Genomic DNA, 22,778 nt, shown 5'->3' on the forward strand with positions numbered 1-22,778 from the left:
ACCCACTTCTAGCATCCGATCACCTGTTCACCACATCACACCAACATGCTGTTCTCGAAATCTTCTCGTCGTGCCTTTCACGTCCTCGCCCTCGCATCGGCCCTGGCTGTCACGGGCCTCGCCCCGCTGGCCGCCCACGCCAAGGACATCACGCTGCTGAACGTGTCGTATGACCCGACGCGCGAGCTCTATCAGGAGTACAACGCGGCATTCGCCAAGCACTGGAAAGCCAAGACCGGTGACAACGTGGTCGTCAAGGCCTCGCACGGCGGCTCGGGCAAGCAGGCCCGCTCGGTGATCGACGGCCTGGAAGCCGACGTGGTGACCCTCGCACTCGCCTACGACATCGATGCCATCGCCGACAAGGGCCTGCTCAAGACCGACTGGCAGAAGGCCTTCAAGGGCAACAGCTCGCCCTACACGTCCACCATCGTCTTCCTGGTGCGCAAGGGCAACCCCAAGCAGATCCGGGACTGGGACGACCTCGTCAAGCCCGGCGTGGCCGTCATCACGCCCAACCCCAAGACCTCGGGCGGCGCCCGCTGGAACTACCTGGCGGCATGGGGCCAGGCGCTGAAGAAGACCGGCTCGGAAGCCCAGGCCAAGGCATTCGTGACCCGCCTGTTCGAGAACGTCCCCGTGCTGGACTCCGGCGCCCGCGGCTCGACCGTGACCTTTGCGGAGCGTGGCCAGGGTGACGTGCTGCTCGCCTGGGAGAACGAGGCCCACCTGTCGCTCAAGGAGTTCGGCGCAGACAAGTTCGACATCGTGTACCCGAAGATCAGCATCTACGCCGAGCCGCCCGTGGCCGTCGTGGACAAGGTGGTCGACAAGCGCGGCACCCGTGACGTGGCCAAGGCCTACCTGGAATACCTCTACAGCGCCGAAGGCCAGGACATCGCCGGCAAGAACTTCTACCGCCCGACCGACCCGAAGGCCGCCGCCAAGTACGCCAAGCAGTTCCCCAAGATCGAACTGCAGAAGATCGACGACGTGTTCGGGGGCTGGACCAAGGCACAGAAGACGCACTTTGCCGATGGCGGTGTCTTCGACCAGATCTACACGAAGAAGTAAGGCGGGGAGAAGTCGAAAGCAAGTGGGGGTGCCCGGAGGTCCGTGTCAGGCCTCCAAGGCACATTGAGAACGGCCCCGGCGTCATGCCGCCGGGGCCGCTTTTTTTTTTGAGGTCTGCCGCGACCGGAGAACAGAGGATCCGCGCACGGGCCACAGCCCGCGCTGCTCAGAGCGACAGCAGCGCTTCGCCGCCGTGCGGGCCGGAGGTCTCAGCCTCCGCCGCCGCATCCGCCAGGGCCTCGGCCTCGTCGGGCCCGGCGAGCAGGCCGTGCCGCTTGAGCTGCGTGCGCAGCATGTTGCGGGTGATGCCCAGCACGCGGGCCGCCCGCACCTGGTTCTGCCCGGCGTGGGCATACGCCGCATGCACCAGGGCCGACTCGACCTTCTGGAACAGCGCCGCCTCGCCCTGTTGCAGCAGGTCGTTCAGTGCATCCTGCAGGCGCGTCAGCGCCGACGCACCGGCGTTCCCCGGCGCGTCGGCCCGCGCGGGCGCCGCAGCCGGCCCAGCAGCAGCCGGCATCGCGCCCACACCGCCGACAACCAGCCGCTCGGACGGAGTCGCGCCCGCGGCACCGGCCAGCGGAACCAGCCGGATGTCCTCTGCCCGGACCACCCCTTCGCGGCACACGATCAGGGCGTAGTGCATCGCGTTTTCCAGCTCACGGATGTTGCCAGGCCAGCTGTAGGTGCGCAGCAGGTGCCGGGCCTCGTCGCTGAGCTCCGCGCGGTCGATCTTCAGTCGTCCGCGATAGACCTCCATGAAGTGCCGGGCCAACGGCACGATGTCACCCGGGCGTTCCCGCAGTGGCGGCAGGCGCACACTGGCCACGCTCAGCCGGTAGAACAGATCTGCCCGGAAGTGCTGGGCCTCCACGGCTCGCGCCAGGTCGATGTTGGTGGCAGCCACCAGGCGCACATCGAGCGGGATGCCCTTGCGCGAACCCAGCCTCACCACCTGGCGCTCCTGCAGCACCCGCAGCAGCTTGACCTGCAGGGCCAGCGGGAGGTCGCCGATCTCGTCAAGGAAGAGGGTGCCGCCATTGGCCGCCTCGAACCAGCCTGCACGGGACTGTGACGCCCCCGTGAACGCACCGGACTCGTGGCCGAACAGCTCTGCGTCGATCAGGGACTCGCTGAAGGCACCGCAGTTGACGGGCACGAAGGGTCCGCGCCGGCCACTGACAGCGTGCAAATGCCGGGCGACGAGCTCCTTGCCGGTACCGGTTTCACCGGTGACGAGCACCGTGGCGTCACTGGAGGCGATGCGCTCGATGTGCTCGAGCAACTGCAGCGAGTTGGGGTCATGAAACACCAGGGCCTTGGCCCGGATGGAGAGGGCGGATGCCGGCGAATCCGGCAGGGTGAGCAATCGATCCATGGCGTAGGCATGCTGCAAAGCACACACGGTAGTTCCAAAGCACACACGGCGGAAGGTGTTTTTTCACCGGTCGATATGCAGGCGCGGCACATGAAGGCACATGCGCAGAGCGCAGATCGAAGCACGATGTTCTTCGTTCGCACGCCCCATGGTCGCTCATACGATGAGCCGACCGAATTGAAAAGGATGTGCCATGACCGTCTCTGCCATCAACGTGCGCAACCAGTTCCGCGGCAAGGTCCGCGACATCATCGAAGGCCAGGTGGTGTCCGAGGTCGAGGTGGAAACACCATCGGGCCTCATCGTCACCTCGGTGATCACCACACGCTCAGTGCATGAGCTTGGCCTCGTGCCAGGAAAGGAGGTCATTGCGCTCGTGAAGTCGACCGAGGTGTCCATCGCCGCCCTGTGAGGTTTCCGAAGGCCGGACCAGGCGACCACCTCGGCCGCCGACCTGGTCCCCCCTGTGCGCCGGCCCCTTCTTTCATCGCCCAGCCTGACGACCCGACACCATGACCCTGCCTTCCACCGCCCCGCTGCCCGCCGCGCAAGCCGTGCGCGTGCTGGTGATTCCCGGGCTGCACGACAGCGGCCCAGGCCACTGGCAGACCTGGCTGCAGCGTCAGTACGCCGGCGCCGTCCGCGTCATCCAGCATGACTGGACGGATCCGCATCTCGACGACTGGGCCGACCGCATCGAGCGGACGCTGGCCCGTCACCCGCCCCAGACCGAATGGATCGCCGTGGCGCACAGCTTCGGCTGCCTGGCCCTGGCTCACCACCTGGCCCGGCGGGCACGCGCCGGCACGCAGGGGCAGGAAGGCGGCATCCGCGCCGCCCTGCTCGCCGCCCCGGCCGACCCGTTGAAGTTCGGCGTGGCTAACCGGCTGCCCACCACCGGGTTGGGCCTGCCGGCGACGTTGATCGGCAGCGAAAACGACCCCTGGATGCCGCTGGATCGGGCCCGCGGCTGGGCGCATCAATGGGGCGCCCGCTTCGTCAACCTCGGCCAGGCCGGGCACATCAACACCGAGTCGGGACACGGCCCCTGGCCGCTCGCCCGCTTCCACGTCGACCACATGGTGCGCGACCGCCAGCGCCTCAAGCGCCTGACCCGCGCCCATCCGCTGGAGTTCGGCTACGCCGTCTGACTCCGCCCTCCCCCATCGATTCGTCAAACGAAAGGACCCACATGGCCAGCCTGCGCCTGGGCGACACCGCCCCCGACTTCGAACAAGCCTCTTCCCAAGGCCTGATCCGCTTCCATGAATGGCTCGGCGACAGCTGGGGCATCCTGTTCTCGCACCCGGCCGATTTCACCCCCGTGTGCACCACCGAACTGGGCCTGACGGCCAAGCTCAAGGACGCGTTTTCCGAGCGCAATGTCAAGGTGATTGCGCTGTCGGTGGACACGGTCGAGCGGCACAGCCAGTGGATCCCCGACATCAACACGACGCAGGGCACCACGGTCGACTTCCCGATCCTTGCGGATGCCGACCGCAAGGTGTCCGAGCTCTACGACCTGATCCATCCGAACGCCAACAGCACGCTGACCGTGCGCTCGCTGTTCGTGATCGACCCGGCCAAGAAGATCCGGCTGATCATCACCTACCCCGCCAGCACGGGCCGCAACTTCGACGAGATCCTCCGGGTGGTCGATTCGCTGCAGCTGACGGACCACCACAGCGTGGCCACGCCGGGCAACTGGAAAGATGGCGACGACGTGGTGATCGTGCCCTCGCTGCAGGATCCGGAGGTGATCCGGCAGAAGTTCCCGAAGGGCTACCAGGCCGTGACGCCCTACCTGCGCCTCACCCCGCAGCCCAACCGCTGAACCGCGTGCTCAGCCGGCGGCGCCGCTGCTGAGCACCAGCGCCATCTCGCGCGCCGATTGCTGCATGCCGCCGATCGGCTCGATGGCCTGAGCCCGGTCGCTGATGAGCGGCCAGGCAGCGGCCACGCGCTCCGGGGCGTCGGCCGTGCTGCCCACCAGATGCGGCTCACCGAGCACCACGTGCGTGGTGGCGAACACGCCGGCGCCGGCATTCAGGATGGCGCGCGTGGGCGCCTGCTCGCTCACCAGGAACAGCAGCCCGGGCGACACGCTCTCCGGCGTCAGCAGCGCCAGGGCCTGCGGCGGCAGGATGCCTTCGGTCATGCTGGTGGCCGCCGTGGGTGCCAGGCAGTTCACCCGCACGTTGTACTTCTCGCCTTCCAGGGACAGTGTCTGCATCAGGCCCACCAGGGCCATCTTGGCCGCGCCATAGTTCGACTGCCCGAAGTTGCCGAACAGGCCCGACGACGAGGTCGTGAACACGATGCGGCCATGCTGCTGGCCCTTCATCACTTCCCAGACGGCCTTGGTGCACAGCATGGCGCCCATCAGGTGCACGTCGACCACGGTGCGGAAGTCATCGACCGTCATCTTCGAGAAGGACTTGTCCCGCAGGATGCCGGCGTTGTTGACCAGGATGTCGATGCGGCCCCAGGTCGCCATCGCCTGGTCGGCCATGGCCTGCACCGCGGCCTCGTCGGTGACCGAGCCGATGTGACCGATGGCCTCGCCGCCGGCCGTCCGGATCGCCTCGACCACGGGCTGCGGATCACGCAGGTCATTGACCACGACGCGCGCGCCGCGGGCGGCCAGCAGCAGCGCATGGGCGCGGCCCAGCCCCGCTCCGGCGCCGGTGACGATGGCCACGCGGCCGTCCAGGCGCAGGGTGTCGGTAGATTCAGAGGCGGACGATGCAGTCTGGTTCATGGAGATCATGTTGGTCAGGTTGCACACGCGCGGCACCGGGTACCGCGGATCACCCGACATCATGACGCCGTTCCTGACCCCTCGGGCCCGCCTCAAGGGATAACCCCCAAGTTGTAGACCCTGGTCAACAGGCGCCGACACAGAAGATGTCGCGCCTGATGCCTTGCTGTCGTGGCACGGACCACGCGTCAGAGTCGGCCTTCCTAGACTGAAGCCAACACCCTGCTTCACAAGGAGCCCCTCATGTCCACCTCTCACGACAGCCAGCCGGGCCACATCGTGCCCCGCGAAAAACTCGACTTCCAGCTGGACGAACAGACCCCCCGCTGGTGGTACGGCGGCGATGCTTTCAAGACCCGTGTCTTCGACGGCATGCAGGCGGCCTTCCCCGATGGCGAGCGCTACTTCATCACCAGCGTGCGCGCCTTCCGCCACCTCATCAACGACCCGAAGATGGCCGAGGACGTGAAGAACTTCATCCGCCAGGAAGGCCAGCACGGCATCGCGCACACGCACTACAACGACCTGCTGCGCAAGCAGGGCGTCGATGTCGATGGCATCCTCACCGAGGCCAAGGCCCTGTTCGACGACTACACGCGGCGCTTCTCGGCGAAGTACAACCTGGCGCTGACCGCGGCCTTCGAGCACTTCACGGCCCTGATGGCCGAGACCCTGTTTGCCGAGCACGACATGATGGCGCCCGCCGACGAGCACGTGCGCGCCATGTGGGCTTGGCACGCCATCGAAGAGATGGAGCACAAGGCCGTGGCCTTCGATGTGATGCAGAAGGTGGCCAGGGTGGGCTATGCGATGCGCTGCCTGGCCATGACGCACGCGCTCTACAAGGTCGTGGTCGACAGCATGCGTCTGACCAACCGTCTGCTCAAGGGCGATGGCTTCTCGCTGGGCCGCCGCGTGCTGATGAGCGTGAAGGGCGCATGGTGGCTCTACGGCCCGCGCGGCCTGTTCTCGCGCAGCACCGGCAAGCTGCTGGCCTACTACCGCCCGGGCTTCCACCCGTGGCAGCACGCGGTCATCCACAGCTACCCCATCTGGGTAAGGACCTTCGAGCAAACAGGGGATCCGATGCGGGCGGGTGCCGCACTGTTTGCGGCCGCGCGCTGAGCGCACACCATCGCCCCCTTGGGGACGACCCGCAGGAGTGGCGGGGTGGCGGGGCGTCTAAAATCGGACACCGCGATCCCGCTCTAGCCACCCGCCCCTCAGCCATGAGTGACGCAGTTCCCTTCCTGGCCCGGGTGCCAGGCATCCAGTACGGCGTGCTGGACACCCTCACCGGTTACGCCGTGCGACGCACCCAGCTGCGGATGTACGAAGATTTCGTGCAGGCGCTGGCCCCCTGGCACATCACCCCGCCCCGGTACTCGGCCCTGGTCATCATCTCGATGAACCCGGGGCTGAAACTGACCCAGCTCGCCCAGATCCTCGGCATTGCGCGCTCGGGGGCCGTGATCCTGGTCGACGCCCTGGCGGAGCTGGGATACGTCTCACGCGACCCGATGCCGGAAGACCGGCGTGCCTTCAGCCTGCAGCTGACGGAACGCGGCCGCACCGACCTCGAAGCGATCACCGCCACCGTGCAGGCGCACGACGAGCGCGTCACGGCCTCACTCGACGCGCAGGAACGGGCCACGCTGCACGGGCTGCTCCACAAGCTCAGCGGCATCGCCGACAGCCCGGGCGACCCGGTGCCCGAAGCCGTTGAACCAGCGAATCAATAAGCGATCAGGACGCGGTGGCCGCGGAAGCGGAAGACCGCCGACTTCAACCGGATCTCTTCCAGCACGAGCTCGGGCTGCGGCTGGTCGCCCTCGCGAAACACCTGGCTGTTGATGATCAGCATGCGCTGGGCCGGTGTCTCCGAGTACATCGCGCCGCTGACGGCAATCGCGGGCAGATCGCGACGCACGGCTTCCGGCAGGGTCTGCGGGGTGTACAGCGCCGGAACGTCCGACGGGCGGGAGGCGGTGGCAGCGGGCTTGGCCACAGGCCGGGCCTCGGTAATCGAAGCGCCCGAGGCAGCCGGTGGCGTCGGCGCGGCGTTCCGCGATGCGGTGATGCTCGGTGTCGGCTCGGCGGTGCGGAGCGCGGGCGCCTCGGTGGAGCGCGCGGCGTCCGCCCGGGGCTGGGGCGGCGGCGGCGGCGCAAAGGGCTCGATCACGGGGGCGGCAGGGGCCACCGGCTTCACGGGTGCAGGCTGCGGCTCGGCCCGCGGCGCCGGCGCAGCCGGCACGACAGCGCTGGCCTGCGCGGGCTCAGGTGCCTCGGCGGGCGCCCACAGCCGCCAGCCCAGCACGACGACCAAGGCGCCCAGCAGGCCCGCGATGACCCAGACCGCCACGCCGAGCGAGCGCGTCGCGGGCTCGGCCGGGTCATCGACCATGGGCGCGGGGCGCGCGTGCAGCCCCGGCGCTCGGCCCTGCCCGCGTTCCCGCTCGGCATCGGCCTTCTTCAGGGCATCCAGGATGTAGGACATGGTCAGCTTCCTCGCAGGTCGAGCGGCGGCTCGTTGATGCCGCTGGCCCGGTTCAGCAGCATCAGGGTGGTCGGGCCCACCACCCCGTCGGCCTTCAGCCCCTGGGTCTGCTGGAAGGCCTGAACGCGTGCTTGCAGGGCGGCATCGAGGCGCTGCCCCGGCTGCGCCGCCGCGCCGCCATCGACGGCAGCCAGCCGGTCGGCCAGCCAAACCACCGCCTCGCCCGCATGGCCCGGCGGCAGTTTGCCCGGATAGGCCGGCGGCGTGCGCCAGAGGGTCGAGAAGTCCCCTGGCCACAGGGGGGCCAGCACGCCCATGGGCACGCGACGCGCCCCCGCCGTCGTGTCGATCACGGCCTCGAGTCCGTGGGCATCCAGGCCCGAAAGCAGGACGAACGCTGCGCCGCCACCCGGCGTGCGCAGGCGCATCAGCCCGGGTCGACCGAGTCGGCGCGCCATCGTCACGCCGCCCGTGCCGCGAAAGCACTGCAGCCCGGCCCGCGCCGCCTGCGTGCACGGCGCGGCGCCGGCATCCGGCACCGTCCAGTTCCAGCGCGCGGCCAGCATGCGCCAGGCCTCGTCCTCGGCGGCCCAGGCCACCGCCAGCACGTCGGCCCCCGTGGCGAGCTGCGCCGGGGCCGCTTGCGCGGGCGCAGCGGCCACCCGGGCGGCGGGCGAGGCCGGCGGCAGCACCAGGGTGCGACTCATGGTCGAGGCCGCCGGCTGGCGGTGCGTGGCCCACCAGCCGATCACGGCCAGCCCGGCCAGCGACACCATGCCGGCCACCGCCAATCCTGCCCGGCCGGATCGCCAAAGCCGACGCCACCACACCGCACCCCGGTGCCCGGGGCGGTCGGCGGCGGCGGTGCCGAACACCTCATCGGCGGCGCGCAGCGCGGTCGCCCGGTCCACGCGCAGCCGACCGCCGGCATAGGCGCCCAGCAAGGCGCGGTCGCACAGCAGGTTGATGCGGCGCGGCACCCCGCGGGTCAGCCGGTGGATGGCCTTGAGCGCCGCGCGATCGAACAGGCCGCCCTGCGGGCGACCGGCCACCGTGAGCCGGTGGTGGATGTAGTGGGCCGTCTCGTCCTCGCAGAGCGCATCGAGGTGAAAGCGCGCGATCACGCGCTGCGCCAGCTGCTCCAGCTCCGGCCGCGCCAGCATGTCGCGCAACTCGGGCTGGCCGATCAGGATGATCTGCAGCAGCTTGCGTTCGTTGGTCTCGAGGTTGGTCAGCAGGCGCAGCTGTTCCAGCACGTCGCTCGACAGGTTCTGCGCCTCGTCGATGATGAGCAGGTTGTTCTGGCCCACCGCGTGTGTGCGCAGCAGGTACTCGTTGAGCGGGTCGATGAGATCCTTGATGGTGGGCTCGCCCCCGCCCGGGTGGGCCCACGGCACACCGAACTCCTCGCACACCGAGCGCAGCAACTCGGACACCGTCAGCTTCGGGTTGAAGATGTACGCCACGTTGCAGCGTCGCGGCACCTGCTCGAGGAAGGCACGGCACACCGTGGTCTTGCCCGCACCGATCTCACCCGTGAGCAGCACGAAGCCCCCCCCGCCGTTGACGCCGTAGAGCAGGTGCGCCAGTGCCTCCCGGTGGCGCTCGCTCATGAAGAGGTAGCGCGGGTCGGGGGCGATGGAGAAGGGCTCGCGCTTCAGGCCGAAGTGGGAGGCATACATGCTGGCAAGGATAACGGCAGGGCGCGGCCTCGCCGTGACATCCGGACTTCCCTGAAATGCGGGCCACGGTGCGCTCACCCTCGTAAACCCGGATTCAGCCCCCCGCCTGTCCGGGAACCATGGGGCATCAGAAGAAACACGGGAGCCACCATGAACCCTCTTCCCCCTCGCCGCAGCGCAGCGGCCTGCACATCCGCCCCGAAGCTCGTCCTGGCCGCCCTGCTGCTCGCGCTCGGCATCGACTCGGCTCACAGCGCCATCGTCACCCTGGACGCCGGCAATCCGGGCACGGGGAGCGCCCTGTGGCTGGACAGCGAGAGCGAGATCTCCTGGAACATGGGTCGGTCCACCAGCATTCTGTTTCGCGTCACCAACGCCACCGTGTCCAGCGATGACACGCCGATGGAGCTTGTGTACGCCGCCCCGCCCTCGCGGCCAGGCTTCGTCACAGAAAGGAAACTGGGGCCGCTCGACGTCGACCAGGTCACGTTTGACTCGGACACCTTCGCGGTGAAGTCCATCCGCTTCAATGTGTCGTTGCACATCGACGTGCCGGCTTTCAAGGATGGTGAGGAAAACCTCACCTCAACCGGCGGGGCGATCTCCCTCCATGCCTTGCAGATCGACCTGCTCAGCGGGCGGGTCTATGCAGACGGCTGGGGCGCCAATGGCGCCGGCTCGGTCACCGCCCTGCATTTGTTCGATGTCAACCAGTATGCCGCGTCGGCGTTGCCGCGGCTTGCCTATCTGCCGCCCAACCTGGCGTCACCGCCGTCGCCCAACGTGCGTCTGTCTGGCTCCTTCGCCACCAGCGAGATGGACGTGACCCAACCGGGCTTCGCGTGGCTGAGCCGCGCGTTGGGGCTGACTCCCACTGGCAATATGGTGTTGGACTATGCAACCTTCGGCACATTGAGCACGCCGGCCGTCCCGGAGCCCAGCACCTGGAGTTTGATGGCGGTCGGCCTGTTCGGCGTGTGCGCCGCTGCGCACAGGCATGCCGCCCCTCCCGCCAGGGCCAAGACCCGCCGCGCGCTCAGCGCCTGACGATGGCCGCGATCGTACGCAGGATCAGCCGCACGTCCAGCCACACCGAGGCCTGGTCCACGTAGGCTGCGGCCAGCGCCAGCTTGTGCGGGAGCACCTCGTGGATGTAGGCGTGCTCGGGGTCGGCCGCGCGGGCCAGCACGGTGCTTTCGTCGCGGTATTCGATGGAGGCGATGTCGGTGATGCCCGGCCGCACCGACAGGATCTTGTCGCGCAGGTCGGCCGGGTAATGGGCCACATAGCGTGGCACCTCGGGCCGCGGCCCCACCAGGCTCATCGTGCCTTGCCATACGTCGATCAGCTGGGCCAGCTCGTCGAGCTTGCTGGCGCGCAGGAAGTGCCCCACCCGCGTGATGCGGCGATCGGCCCCCACCGTGATCTGCAGCCCCTGCCCTGTCGGGGCGTGCTGCATGGTGCGGAACTTGTGGATGCGGAACGGCCGCCCGTGCCGGCCCACGCGCTCCTGCCGGAAGAACACCGGGCCGGGCGAGTCGAGCTTCACCGCCAGCGCGATGAGCAGCAGCAGCGGGCCCAGTGCCAGCAGCCCCAGTCCCGAGAAGAACAGATCGAACAGCCGCTTGCCCATCACCCGCTCAGTGTGTGATCCCTCGCCGGCCTGCCGTCAGCGCCCGAAGGCACGCCGCACCGAGGCCACCACGCGGTCCACGTCAGCGTCGGTCATGCGCGTGTACAGCGGCAGGCTCACCATGCGCTCGTAGGCCTTCTGGCTGTGCGGGAAGGACTCGGGCTGCAGCGCATAGCGCTCCTTCCAGTACGGGTGCAGGTGCAGCGGGATGTAGTGCACACTCACGCCGATGCCATCGGCAAACAGTGTCTCGATCAGCTGGTCGCGGGTGATGCCGGCATCGTCCTTCAGGCGCACGACGTACAGGTGCCAGGCGTGCAGGTCGCCCGCATGCACCGGCCGCGGCGGCAGGGTCAGCGGCAGGTCGGCCAGGGCGGCGTCGAAACGCTGGGCCAGCTGCTCGCGCTTCACCTGAAAGCCCTGCACGCGCTTGAGCTGGTGCAGGCCCATGGCCGCGGCAATGTCCGTCAGGTTGTACTTGAAGCCGGGGGCGACGATCTCGTAATACCAGCTGGGCACCTTGGCCGTGAAGCGGTCGAAGGCATCGCGGTTGATGCCGTGCAGGCGCATCACCTTGGCGCGCGCGGCCAGCTGCGCATCGCGCGTGACCAGCATGCCGCCCTCGCCCGTCGTCATCGTCTTGTTGGCGTAGAAGCTGAACACCACCGCGTCGCTGCGCAGCGTGCCCACCAGCTGCCCCTTCCACGTGGTCGGCAACGCGTGGGCTGCGTCTTCCACCACCTTCAGGCCATGGCGTGCGGCGATGTCGAGCACGGCGTCCATGTCGACGGCCAGGCCCGCGTAGTGCACCGGCATGATGGCTTTGGTGCGCGGGGTGATGGCCGCCTCGATGGCGGCCGGGTCGATGTTCAGCGTGGCCGGGTCGATGTCGACCAGTTTCACGTCGGCGCCCAGGTAGCGCACCACCTCGGCGGTGGCCGTGAAGGTGTGCGTGGTGGTGATCACCTCGTCGCCCGGGCCGATGCCCAGGGCCTCGAGCGCCAGGTGCAGGCCGGCCGTGGCCGAGTTCACGGCGATCGCATGCACCCCCTCTTCCCCCAGAAAGGCCGCGAAGTCCTGCTCGAACTGGCGCGTCTTCGGCCCGGTCGTCACCCAGCCCGATCGCAGGGCTTCCACGACTTCGGAGATCTCCTCCTCGCCGATTTCAGGCAGGGCGAAGGGCAGGAAGGGCAGCTGGGTGTCGGCTTGGCTCATGGGGTGATCCTGTGTGATCGGGGCAGACTGCAGAGCAGAGAAAAAGGGAGCATGAAGGCAGGCGTCGTGGGGGGGCTCACCGTGTGAGCCGGCCGAACGACGGATCGGGGCGCCCGCGCACCACCGCATCCCACCAGCCACGCAGCGAGCCCAGGCCGTAGCCCAGCTGGTAGGCGCCGATCACATCGGGCAGGTGGCGCCACAGCGCCCAGCCCTGCTGCCGCGCGATCGCGACGCTGACGGCCAGCACTGCCCCCCCGTACAGCAGGCTCAGCCCCATCAACATGACCGAGGCCAGCAGCGTGATCCAGCCCAGCACGTCGGACGCCCGCGTGCCGGCTTCGGGGGCCCAGGCGGCCAGCGCCAGCGCACCCGCCAGCATCACCAGCAGGCTCAGCAACAGCAGGCCCACGAACAGGCCCGGCACCAGGTGACGCAAGGCGGCTGGCTGGCCGTGTTTCTTCATCACGAACGGCTTCCAGTACCCGTACTGCCGGTACTGCCGGAAGACATCGGCCTTGCTGGCCCGCGGCACATAGGTGGATCGGATGGTGGCCGACTGCCAGATGCGCCCGCCCCCTTTGTGGATGCGCAGGTTGTGCTCGTCGTCCTGGTTGCGCACCAGGTTCTCGTCGAAGCCACCGAAACGCACGAAGGTGGCGCGGGGCCAGGCGCCCAGGTAGACCGTGTCGGCCTCGCCCTCGTAGGCCAGGTCACGCGAGAGGGCGCCGCCGGCCACCCAACGCGACTGGAAGGCCGCCGCCACTGCGCGCTGCACCACGCTCGCAGCGCCGGGCGCGCCCTCGGCCTTCCAGGGGCCACCCACGTTGTCGGCGCCGGTGCGCTGCCAGGTGGCCAGGCACTGGGCGATGTAATCGTGGGCGTACACCGTGTGCACGTCCAGCCGCACGATGAATTCACCACGCGCCTGCTCGATGCAGCGATTCAACCCGCATGACACGATGCGCCCCGGGTTGTCGATCAGCACGAAGCGCGGATCGCTCGCACACCAGGCCGACAGGCGCTCGCGGGTGCCGTCGTCGCTCAGGCCATCGGCCACCAGCACCTCCAGCGTCCAGCCATCCGGCAGCGTCTGTGCGGCCACACTGCGGCAGAAGGCCTCGATGTGGTCGCGCTCGTTGCGGCAGGGCACGATGACGGAAACGGTGGGCATGCGGGAACGACTCGGGTGGCGAAAAACGGGGTCAGCCGCGGGCCGGGGCCGGCGCACGCGGCCCCGAGCACGGGGGCTGCAGAAGCTTCAGGTACAGGCGCCACATCGCGTCCATCTGGCCGCGGCGCGAGGCCTCGCGCTCGATGCGGGCACGGTTGTGTACGCCCATGGCGGCGGCCAGCGCCGGGTGGTCGTGCAGGTGCACCAGCGCCGCGGTGATGGCCTCGGCATCGCCCACCGGCACGATGCAGCCCCCGCGCTCGTCGAGCCATTGCCGATTGGCGGGCAGGTCGGTGGCCACCACGGGCAACCCGCAGGCCATGGACTCGAGCACCGACACCGAGGTGGCGTCGCTGGTCGGCACAGACAGGCTGACGCGGCTGCGCTGGATCGCGTCGACCATGGCCTGGTCGCCCACCCGACCGTGGAACTGCACGCGCTCGTTCAAGCCGAGCGTGGCCACCTGCGCCCGCAGCGCGTCGGCCAGCGGCCCGCCGCCCAGCAGGTGCAGCCGCGCCGCGGCATCCGGCCGGGCCTGGGCAAATCGGGCAAAGGCGGCGATCAGCACGTCGATGTTGTAGTTGGGCTCCCAGCTGCGCAGGCTCACGATCTCGAAGCCCTCGGCCGGCGTGCCGGGCTCGAAGCGGTCGGTGTCCGCACCCCACAGGATCTGGTGACAGGCCCCCTGCGGGTGATAACGCCCGATGGCATGCAGCATGTCGAGCGAATCGGCCGTGATCAGGTCGGCCCGGCGCAGCGACCAGGCCACGATCAGGCGCATGAGCCGGCTTTCGCGCGGGGTGACGAGGATGTCGCTGCCCCAGGCGGTGAGGGCCAGCGGCAAGGGCAGGCCACACGCCGCCGCCCACATGCCGTAGGACGTCACGTAGTGGCCGTGCACCAGCGTCGGCTGAAAACGCCCAGCCAGTTCACGTGCGACCCGGCGCACCTCCGGCAGAGCCTGGAACCAGCCGAGCTTGTCGGTGCCCGGGCGGATGGCAATCACTTCGCGCGCACCCGGCACCTCTGCCGGCGACCGGGTCACCACCACCGCTTCGGCACCGCGTTCGACGGCAGCAGCCACCCAGCGGCGCGTGTGCACGCTGGCCGCATCGGCAAAGAACAGGATGCGCACGGGCGAGCTCATCGCATCTCCCGCGCCACCGCGCCGTCGGACGTCTCGCCATCCAGGGCGCGACGCAGGTTGTCCAGCCCGGCCCAGCGCGCGTACACATCGTGCAGCTCGGGGTGCCGCCGCAGCAGTTCGCCATCCAGCCGGCGGGTGTCGCCCAGCACGACGGCCGGCTTGCCGTGTGCTTGCGGGCCCACCACGGCAAAGTCGGGCACCACGCCCGACACGAAGCTGTAGCCCTGCACGATCACGCCCTTGCCGATCTGGGCGCCGGGCGCGATCACGCTGTGCGGCCCGATGAAGCTGTAGGCACCGATGCGCGTGGCGCGGCGCACATAGCCCACCGGGTTCGGGTCACGGATGTAGCGCCGCCCCATCACCCGCACGGCCTTGTGGCTGGAGTGGCTCAGGATGGCGACGTGGCTCGTGATCTGCACACCTTCTTCGATCTCCAGGCCGTTGGAGCCGTCAAGGCGGTTGAAATGACCGATGAAGACGTGGTCCCCCAGCGTCAGCCCCTCCACCCCTTCGATGCAGCTGTGCGTGCTGACGCGGGTGTGCGGGCACAGCCGCCCGTCCGGATGGCGCCAGCCATAGACGATGCGCGGGCCGGTGAAGACCGACAGCAGGCGGACCAGGAAGTGCTTGAGACGCAGGCTCAGGGCGGACATGGGCCGGTATTCTCCCCGATCACGCCGGGGTGTTGGCAACGGGCGCCGTCATGCCTCGCCCCCACGGGTGAGCGACGGAGTCCAGAGGGCCCGCACCGGCAGACCGGCATGCCGCAGGAACACCCCGTAGGCCACGGTGATCGCCACGATGTAGCTCAGGCTGGAAGCCAGCCCCGCGCCCAGCGCGCCCAGCCGCGGCACCAGCACCAGGCCCAGGCCGAAACTCACCGCCAGCGACAGGCCGGCAATGCCGCCTGAGAGCTGCGGTCGACCCAGGTGGTTGGTGTAGAAGGCCGACAGGCTCGACGCCGCTGCATAGGCCGCCACGCCGGGCAGCAGCGCCGCGAGCGGCATCAACGAAGCGGCATACGCCTCGCCCATCACGCGGGGCAATGCCCACCAGGCGCCTACCAGCAACACCGGCGCGGCCAACAGGGTGGCCAGCACGTTGATGCGCACGGCCTGCACCGTCATGGCCGAGGCCACCCGCACATCGGGGTGGCCGATGCGGGCATAGGCCGACACCGTGACCGACGACGACAGCAGCCACAGCAACTCGGCCACCGTGACGGACACGGAGTAGGTGCCCGCCGTGGCCAGGCCATGGAAGCGCTCGACCAGGAACAGCGAGGCGCGGTAGTTGAGCAGGCTGACGACGTTGGTCAGCCCGATGGTGGCAACAAAGCCCGCGTCGTTCCACCAACGGGGCTGTGGACGCCAGTAATCCACCAGGCGAGACGCGGACAACGCGTCGGCCACCTGGGCGTCACGGCGGTCGGCATCCCGCAGGGCCCGGAACGCCGTCACCACCGCCACCAGCGATTTGCCCGTGACCCACGCCGTCAGCACCAGCACCACCATGGGCGCGCTGCGCTGTGAATCCCCCTGGATCCACCAGGCCCCGGCCAGCCCCAGCAGCACGGCGGCGGGCGCGGCCACCTGCGCCACATTGATGGGCCACATGCGCCCCTCGCCCAGCCACAGCCCGGTGGCGGTGGGCACGAGCAGAAGAAAAGGCGCCGCCAGCGCCAACAACCACAGTTGCGAGTACGGCGTGGTGGTGGCCCACCACGACAGGCCGACCAGCACCAGCGACGCCACCCCGCCCAGCCCGACGGCTGCGCGCAGCACCCCACGCAGCATGGGCAAAGCCCGGGCCGGGGCGCCTGCCGGGAAGCCCACCGGGTGCGCAGCCTGGCGCGACATCTGACGGGCCAACCACAGGCCCAGTCCGGAAAACAGGGTCAACAAGGCCGATTCGACGGCCACGAACAGCGCGAAGGCGCCCTGCACGCGCGGCCCCTGGCGGGCCACCAGCACCGTGATGGCCAACCCGAGCGACACGATCAGCAGCTTGGCGATCAGGTTGCCGAGCGCCGCCCGTGGCACAGCCCGCCACGCCTGCTTCAGGGCCGCCAGCCGACCTGGCGGCGGTGAATCTTGAACCGACATGGCCCCATTGTCGCGCAGGGTTTCATACAATTAAGGGTTTGGCCTGAACCCTCGGGCCGCCCCTTCACCGCAGCGCACGCCCGAACCATGAGCACGCCCCACTCTCACGACACGCACGCCTCACCCGCCGACACCCTGGTGGACACCAACAAACTGGTGGCCGAGCGTCGCGAGAAACTGGCCGCCATCCGCGCCCAGGGCGTCGCTTTCCCGAACGACTTCAAGCCCGCTGACCGCGCCGGCGCCCTGCACGCCGCCCACGACGGCACCGAGGCCGAGGCCCTCGAAGCCCAGGCCGTGACGGCCAGCGTCGGCGGCCGCCTGATGCTCAAGCGCGTCATGGGCAAGGCCTGCTTCGGCACGCTGCAGGACGCCACCGGCCGCATCCAGGTCTACGTCACGCTGGACAACGTCGGTGCCGACGCCCTGAACGCCTTCAAGCACTGGGACCTGGGCGACATCCTGGGTGCCGAGGGCACGCTGTTCAAGACCAAGACCGGCGAGCTGTCGATCAAGGTCACGTCCATCCGCCTGCTGACCAAGGCCCTGCGCCCGCTGCCGGACAAGTTCCACGGCATGACCGACCAAGAGCAGAAGTACCGCCAGCGCTACGTCGACCTCATCGTCGACGAGGACTCGCGCGCCCGCTTCATCGCCCGCTCGAAGGGCATCGCCTCCATCCGCGCCTTCATGGTCGACAACGGCTTCCTGGAAGTCGAAACGCCCATGATGCACCCCATCCCCGGGGGCGCCAACGCCAAGCCCTTCATCACCCACCACAACGCGCTCGACCAGGAGATGTTCCTGCGGATTGCGCCCGAGCTGTATCTGAAGCGCCTGGTGGTGGGTGGCTTCGAGCGCGTGTTCGAGATCAACCGCAACTTCCGCAACGAAGGCGTGTCGGTCCGTCACAACCCCGAGTTCACGATGATGGAGTTCTACGCGGCCTGGTGGAACCACCGCGATCTGATGGACTTCACCGAATCCATCCTGCGCCATGCGGCCATCGCCGCCGTGGGCACCGCCAAGCTGACGTATGGCGGCAAGGAAGTCGACCTCGAATCGCCCTTCCAGCGCCTGACGGTGCGGGACTCGCTGGTGAAGTACGCCGGTCTGACTGAAGCCGAGGCCGACAACGCCCAGGTGCTGCACGACAAGCTCAAGGCCCTGGGTGAAGAGCCGCCCGCGCGCTGGACGCTGGCCGAGCTGCAGTTCGGCCTGTTCGAAGCCGCCGTCGAAGAGCAGCTCTGGCAGCCGACCTTCATCATCGACTACCCGGTGGAAGTGAGCCCGCTGGCCCGCGCCTCCGACGCCGACCCGAGCATCACCGAGCGCTTCGAGCTGTTCATCACCGGCCGCGAATATGGCAACGGCTTCAGCGAGCTGAACGACCCCGAAGAGCAGGCCGCCCGCTTTGCCGCCCAGGCCAACGCCAAGGACGCCGGCGACGAGGAAGCCATGTACTTCGACGCCGACTACATCCGCGCGCTGGAATACGGCCTGCCCCCGACGGGTGGCTGCGGCATCGGCATCGACCGCCTGATGATGCTGCTGACCGACGCGCCCAACATCCGCGACGTGATCCTCTTCCCGGCCCTGCGCCGCGAAGCGTGATCGCTGCGGCGGGCCCCCTCCCCGCCGTGATTCCGTGCCCCGCCTGACCCGCCCCTTCCTCGCCCTGTCGGCCCCGCTGCTCAACGGGCTGGGGATCGGCGCGGGGCTGCTGCTGTGCACCGGCGTGATCGCGCCACTGTGGGGCCTGTCCGCCGCCATCGCCGCGTCCTCCGGCTATGGCGCTGTCGGCGTCGCCGACACCGTGACCACGCCCGCTGGCAAGCCGGCAGCGATGCTGCCCGCCGTGGTCGGCGCGCTGCTGGTGGCCGCGCTCGTGGCCCTGACCCACGGGCACGCGGTGGCCGAGGCGGCCACCGTGCTGCTCGTCACCTTCTCGGCGTTGCTGTGGACGGCGTGGGGCAAGCGCGGCATGCCGCAGAGCTTCGTGATGATCCTGTCGCTCATCTTCCAGATGGCGGCGTTCCGCGAAGTGCCCATGGACCGCGCAGCGGCCCTGACCCACCTGGCCTGGGTGGGCGTGGGAGCCGTCGGCATGGGGCTGTGGGCCCAGCTGACCGCCCTGGTGCTGGCCGCCCGCTACCGCACCCTGGCACTGGCCGACAGCCTGCACAACCTGTCGGAGCTGATCCGCACCCAGGCGCGCTGGACGCACGACCGCGCAGAGCCCGACGCCAGCACCACCTCCCAGCAGGATCTGCTCAGCCTGATCCGGCAGCAGGCTGCACTGGCCGACGTGTTCCAGAGCGCGCGCGATCTGCTGTACGACCGGGCGACCGAGGCCCGCAACCCGCGCCGCCGCCGCGAGATCGACGCCCTCATCCACGTCGTCAACCTGCGGGATGTGGTGCTCGCCTGCCAGCTCGACATCGACCAGCTGCCCACCGCGCCGTCCACCCGCGCGGCGCTGCTGCGGCTCGCGCACTTTCTGACCTGGCATGCCGACCGCGTGGCCGCCATGGCGCGATCGGTGCGACTCGATGCCCCGATGCCCCTGATGGCGCCCGCGCCCCGCGTGCTGGCGCCGGAAGACAGCCGGGCGCTGCAGTCGCTGGCCCGCCGCGCCGCGCACCTGCATGACCACTGCAACGCCCTGTCGGCCGCGCTGCAGGGGCAGGCACCGGGCCCGCACCCCGAGGCCGCGCTGCTGGCTTCGCTGGTGTCGCCCGCGACCTGGTCGCTGGCCGTGCTGCGCCGGCAGCTTCACCTGCGCGCCCCCACCCTGCGCTACGCCCTGCGCGCCACACTGGCCATGGCCTGCGCCGTGTGGCTCAGCCGCCATCTGCCGTGGCACAGCCACCCGCACTGGCTGCTGCTGACGGTGGCCGTCGTCATGCGCGGCAGCCTCGAGCAGACGCTGGCACGGCGCGACGCCCGGGTGGTCGGCACGCTGGCAGGCTGCGCGCTCGCCTCGGCCCTGCTGTGGCTGCCCCTGGGCATGCCGGCGCGGTTCGTGCTGCTGGCGCTCAGCATGGCGCTGGCGCACGCCTACGTGGTGCGTGACTACCGCGTCACGACCACGGCCGCCGCCGTGATGGCGCTGCTGCAGGCCAAGATGTTCGCCACCGGCGCGCACCCGGTGTGGCTGGATGCGGCCGAGCGGCTGGCGGACACCCTGATCGGGGCGGCGCTGGCCTGGGGCTTCAGCTACGTGCTGCCCTCGTGGGAGCGCGGCCAGTTGCCGCTCCTGATCCAGCGCCTGCAGCAGGCACTGAACCGCTACGCCCACCACGTGCTGCACTGGCAGGAGGGCACGGCCCTCGCACCCGAACGCACCCACGCCCGCCGCGAGGTGTACGACGCCATCTGGCTGCTCGCGCAGGCACTGCAGCGCACGGTGCGGGAGCCCGCCTATGCCGGATCCCGCACGCCGCACCTCGAGGCGCTGCTGATCCGCAGCCACCGGCTCATCAGCCAGCTCGCGGTGGTGCGCATCGTGCTGATGCACCGCCAGCCCGACCTGCACGGGCCCACCGCCACGCAGGCCATTGCGCACACCGACCGCGCCCTGCACGCCTGGCTGGCTGTCGCACCGGATGCCGCGCCACCGGCGCCACCCCGACCCGCCCCTGGCGCGCTCGACCCGCAAGACGACGCCGTGCTCGTGTCGCATGCCCTGCCCGAGCCCCAGGGCGACCCGACACCCTGGCTGCTGCGCCGGCTGGCCCAGATCGAGGCCGAGGCCGCTGCCTGGGCCGACGCCGCACGCGGCGTGGCCCGGGCCCGCTGAGCACACCGCCCCTGAGGCTTCCCCGGAGCGTCAGCTTCGCGCCGTGCTGGCATCATGGGCCGGTCCCCTTCGACCATCCCACCCCCTCATGTCCCAGCCCTCTGCCGCCCCGCGCGTCCACACCGGCGTCTGCAACCTGTGCGAGGCCATCTGCGGCCTGCGCTTCGACGTCACCGGCGAGGGCCCGGCCGCCCGCATCACGGCCGTCCGCGGCAACCCCGATGACCCGCTCTCGCGCGGCCACATCTGCCCGAAGGCCGTGGCCCTGAAGGACCTGCACGAGGACCCGGACCGCCTGCGCCAGCCCGTGCGCCGCGTCGTCGGCCCCGACGGCACCCCGCGCTTCGAGCCCATCTCGTGGGATCAGGCTTTCGACCTCGTCGTCGAGGGACTGGTGCGCGTGCGCGAGCAGCACGGGGCCAACGCCGTGGCCGTCTACCAGGGCAATCCCAATGTGCACAACTGGGGCAACATCACCCACGGCCACCTGTTCTTCAGCCAGTTGCGCACGCGGGCGCGGTTTTCGGCCACCTCGGCCGACCAGCTGCCCCACCACGTCGTGGCGCACTGGCTGTACGGGCACCAGCTCGCCATCCCCATCCCCGACATCGACCGCACGCAGTACATGCTGGTGCTCGGGGCCAACCCGCTGGCCAGCAACGGCAGCCTGATGACGGTGCCCGACGTGCGGGCGCGCTTCAAGGCCCTGCGCGAGCGGGGCGGCAAGCTCGTGGTGCTCGACCCCCGTCGCACCGAAACGGCCGCCATCGCCGACGAGCACCACGCGATCGACCCCGGCACCGATGCCGCCTGGCTGCTGGCGGTCCTGCACACGCTGTTCGACGAAGACCTGATTCGCCCTGGCCACCTCCAGGGCCTGCTGGACCAGGTCGATGCCGTGCGGGAAGCCGTGCACCCCTTCAGCCCCGAAGCCACGGCGGCACACACCGGCATCGATGCCGCCACCACCCGGCGCTTGGCGCGCGAACTGACCGCCGCAGACGGCGGCGTCGCCTACGGCCGCATGGGCGTGTCGACCCAGGCGCACGGCGTGGTCTGCCAGTGGGCCATCCAGGCGATCAACCTGCTGACCGGCAACGTCGACCGCGAAGGCGGTGCGCTGCTCACCAGCCCCGCGCTCAACCTGATCGACATGAAGCTCATGGGCCCCGGCCACCTGGGCGCGTGGCGCAGCCGGGTGCGGGGCGCACCCGAGTTCAGTGGCGAGCTGCCCGTGTCGGTGCTGGCCGAAGAGATCCGCACGCCGGGCCGCGGACAGGTCCGCGCCCTGGTCACCGCGGCGGGCAACCCGGTGCTGTCCACCCCCAACGGCGGCCAGTTGGACGGGGCGCTTGCCGGGCTCGATTTCATGGTCGCCATCGACTTCTATGTGAACGAGACCACGCGCCACGCCCACGTCATCCTGCCACCCACCTGCTTTGTCGAGCACGACCACTACGACCTCGTCTTCCTGCACCTGGCCGTGCGCAACGTGGCCCGCTACAGCGCCGCGGTGGTCGAGCCGGCGCCGGGCGCGTTGCACGACTGGCAGATCTACGCCGAACTGGCCCGGCGTTACGCCCAGCGCGCCTGGGCATTGGAACGAGGCGGCCTGCGCCAGCGGCTCACCGGCCTCCTCACGCGCGGCGTGGTCGGCCGCCTGTCGCCACGCCGGTTGCTCGCGATCGGCTTGCGGCGTGCGGGCGGCCAGGTGAAGCTGGCCCAACTCGAGGCGCAGCCGGACGGCATCGACCTGGGGCCGCTGAAGCCCTCGTTGGTGAGCCGCCTGCAGCGCCGGCAGCGGCGCATCCGCCTGCTGCCCGAGGCCATCCGCCGCGAACTGCCCACCCTGATCACCGAACTGACCACGCCCGCGGCCGCGTCGCTGCAGGGCCCGGACGGTCTGCCGGCGCTCAAACTCATCGGACGGCGCGACGTGCGTTCCAACAATTCGTGGATGCACAACAGCGCGCGGCTCGTGTCCGGCAAGCCGCGCTGCACGCTGTGGGTGCATCCGGACGACGCCGCCCGCCGCGGCCTGCACGACGGCCAGACCGTGACGGTGGGCTCCCGCACCGGCCGCGTGCAAGTGCCCGTGCACATCACCCCCGACATCCGCGCGGGCGTGGTCAGCCTGCCGCACGGCTGGGGACACGACCGCCCCGGGGTGGCGCTGCAGGTGGCCCGGGCGCATGCCGGCGCCAGCATCAACGACCTCACCGACGACCGCCTGACCGACCGCATCAGCGCCAACGCGGCTTTCAGCGCCGTGCCGGTGTGGATCGAGGCCGCCTGACACAATCGGCG

The 22,778-nt window shown here is 69.8% G+C and carries 20 protein-coding genes; 10 read left to right on the plus strand and 10 right to left on the minus strand.

Annotation, left to right across the window (positions count from 1 at the left end):
- Positions 1-45: 45 nt before the first annotated feature.
- A complete protein-coding gene (locus tag DEH84_RS14770) occupies positions 46-1,074 on the plus strand; it encodes a sulfate ABC transporter substrate-binding protein (protein ID WP_109037536.1) in 1,029 nt (342 codons plus the stop codon).
- 166 nt (positions 1,075-1,240) lie between these two features.
- On the opposite strand, the gene DEH84_RS14775 is transcribed toward DEH84_RS14770, so the two are convergent.
- Positions 1,241-2,452 (minus strand): sigma-54 interaction domain-containing protein, encoded by a 1,212-nt coding sequence (locus DEH84_RS14775; RefSeq protein WP_109038421.1) that lies wholly within the window; start codon positions 2,450-2,452, stop codon positions 1,241-1,243.
- Positions 2,453-2,645: 193 nt separating this feature from the next.
- On the opposite strand from DEH84_RS14775, the gene DEH84_RS14780 reads away from it, so the two are divergent.
- From DEH84_RS14780 to DEH84_RS14790, 3 genes are all read left to right on the plus strand, one after another.
- Positions 2,646-2,864: a TOBE domain-containing protein gene (locus DEH84_RS14780; protein ID WP_109037537.1), complete on the plus strand. Its 219-nt coding sequence runs from the start codon at positions 2,646-2,648 to the stop codon at positions 2,862-2,864.
- Positions 2,865-2,964: 100 nt separating this feature from the next.
- Positions 2,965-3,603, plus strand: coding sequence for an RBBP9/YdeN family alpha/beta hydrolase (locus DEH84_RS14785; protein WP_109037538.1), 639 nt, complete (start codon positions 2,965-2,967; stop codon positions 3,601-3,603).
- Between the two features lie 41 nt (positions 3,604-3,644).
- Positions 3,645-4,286: a peroxiredoxin gene (locus tag DEH84_RS14790; RefSeq protein ID WP_109037539.1), complete on the plus strand. Its 642-nt coding sequence runs from the start codon at positions 3,645-3,647 to the stop codon at positions 4,284-4,286.
- A 9-nt stretch (positions 4,287-4,295) separates the two neighbouring features.
- On the opposite strand, the gene DEH84_RS14795 is transcribed toward DEH84_RS14790, so the two are convergent.
- Positions 4,296-5,213: an SDR family NAD(P)-dependent oxidoreductase gene (locus DEH84_RS14795; protein WP_218929731.1), complete on the minus strand. Its 918-nt coding sequence runs from the start codon at positions 5,211-5,213 to the stop codon at positions 4,296-4,298.
- Between the two features lie 243 nt (positions 5,214-5,456).
- Between DEH84_RS14795 and DEH84_RS14800 the strand changes: the two genes are divergently transcribed.
- Entirely contained in the window at positions 5,457-6,338 is an 882-nt protein-coding gene (locus DEH84_RS14800) for a metal-dependent hydrolase (protein WP_109037540.1), read from the plus strand.
- Between the two features lie 104 nt (positions 6,339-6,442).
- A complete protein-coding gene (locus tag DEH84_RS14805) occupies positions 6,443-6,955 on the plus strand; it encodes a MarR family winged helix-turn-helix transcriptional regulator (protein WP_109037541.1) in 513 nt (170 codons plus the stop codon).
- On the opposite strand, the gene DEH84_RS14810 is transcribed toward DEH84_RS14805, so the two are convergent.
- Both DEH84_RS14810 and DEH84_RS14815 read right to left on the minus strand, forming a co-directional pair.
- Positions 6,949-7,710: a general secretion pathway protein GspB gene (locus tag DEH84_RS14810; protein WP_109037542.1), complete on the minus strand. Its 762-nt coding sequence runs from the start codon at positions 7,708-7,710 to the stop codon at positions 6,949-6,951. The genes DEH84_RS14805 and DEH84_RS14810 overlap by 7 nt on opposite strands.
- A gap of 2 nt (positions 7,711-7,712) precedes the next feature.
- Positions 7,713-9,392, minus strand: a complete 1,680-nt coding sequence (locus DEH84_RS14815) for an ExeA family protein (RefSeq protein ID WP_109037543.1) — start codon at positions 9,390-9,392, stop codon at positions 7,713-7,715.
- Positions 9,393-9,542: 150 nt separating this feature from the next.
- On the opposite strand from DEH84_RS14815, the gene DEH84_RS14820 reads away from it, so the two are divergent.
- Positions 9,543-10,439, plus strand: coding sequence for a PEP-CTERM sorting domain-containing protein (locus DEH84_RS14820; protein WP_109037544.1), 897 nt, complete (start codon positions 9,543-9,545; stop codon positions 10,437-10,439).
- Here DEH84_RS14820 and DEH84_RS14825 read toward each other — a convergent pair.
- The 6 genes from DEH84_RS14825 to DEH84_RS14850 all read right to left on the minus strand — a co-directional run bounded on the left by DEH84_RS14825 (position 10,429) and on the right by DEH84_RS14850 (position 16,669).
- Positions 10,429-11,025, minus strand: coding sequence for a sugar transferase (locus DEH84_RS14825; protein WP_109037545.1), 597 nt, complete (start codon positions 11,023-11,025; stop codon positions 10,429-10,431). The two genes, DEH84_RS14820 and DEH84_RS14825, sit on opposite strands and share 11 nt — an antisense overlap.
- A 36-nt stretch (positions 11,026-11,061) precedes the next feature.
- Positions 11,062-12,240 (minus strand): DegT/DnrJ/EryC1/StrS family aminotransferase, encoded by a 1,179-nt coding sequence (locus DEH84_RS14830; protein WP_109037546.1) that lies wholly within the window; start codon positions 12,238-12,240, stop codon positions 11,062-11,064.
- A 76-nt stretch (positions 12,241-12,316) separates the two neighbouring features.
- Positions 12,317-13,414: a glycosyltransferase family 2 protein gene (locus tag DEH84_RS14835; RefSeq protein ID WP_109037547.1), complete on the minus strand. Its 1,098-nt coding sequence runs from the start codon at positions 13,412-13,414 to the stop codon at positions 12,317-12,319.
- 31 nt (positions 13,415-13,445) lie between these two features.
- Entirely contained in the window at positions 13,446-14,561 is a 1,116-nt protein-coding gene (locus DEH84_RS14840) for a glycosyltransferase (protein WP_109037548.1), read from the minus strand.
- Positions 14,558-15,217 (minus strand): acyltransferase, encoded by a 660-nt coding sequence (locus DEH84_RS14845; RefSeq protein ID WP_109037549.1) that lies wholly within the window; start codon positions 15,215-15,217, stop codon positions 14,558-14,560. The genes DEH84_RS14840 and DEH84_RS14845 overlap by 4 nt, the downstream gene beginning before the upstream one ends.
- 48 nt (positions 15,218-15,265) lie before the next feature.
- Entirely contained in the window at positions 15,266-16,669 is a 1,404-nt protein-coding gene (locus tag DEH84_RS14850) for a lipopolysaccharide biosynthesis protein (RefSeq protein WP_159098987.1), read from the minus strand.
- Between the two features lie 87 nt (positions 16,670-16,756).
- On the opposite strand from DEH84_RS14850, the gene lysS reads away from it, so the two are divergent.
- The 3 genes from lysS (at position 16,757) to DEH84_RS14865 (ending at position 22,767) form a co-directional block, all read left to right on the plus strand.
- Entirely contained in the window at positions 16,757-18,283 is a 1,527-nt protein-coding gene (lysS, locus tag DEH84_RS14855) for a lysine--tRNA ligase (RefSeq protein ID WP_109037551.1), read from the plus strand.
- 34 nt (positions 18,284-18,317) lie between these two features.
- The gene (locus tag DEH84_RS14860) at positions 18,318-20,471 is read left to right on the plus strand and encodes an FUSC family protein (protein ID WP_109037552.1); all 2,154 of its coding nucleotides are present in this window, start codon (positions 18,318-18,320) and stop codon (positions 20,469-20,471) included.
- Between the two features lie 88 nt (positions 20,472-20,559).
- A complete protein-coding gene (locus tag DEH84_RS14865) occupies positions 20,560-22,767 on the plus strand; it encodes a molybdopterin-dependent oxidoreductase (protein ID WP_109037553.1) in 2,208 nt (735 codons plus the stop codon).
- Positions 22,768-22,778 lie beyond the last annotated feature (11 nt).

The sequence above is a fragment of the Aquabacterium olei genome (genome assembly GCF_003100395.1).
Taxonomy (GTDB): Bacteria; Pseudomonadota; Gammaproteobacteria; order Burkholderiales; family Burkholderiaceae_C; genus Aquabacterium; species Aquabacterium olei.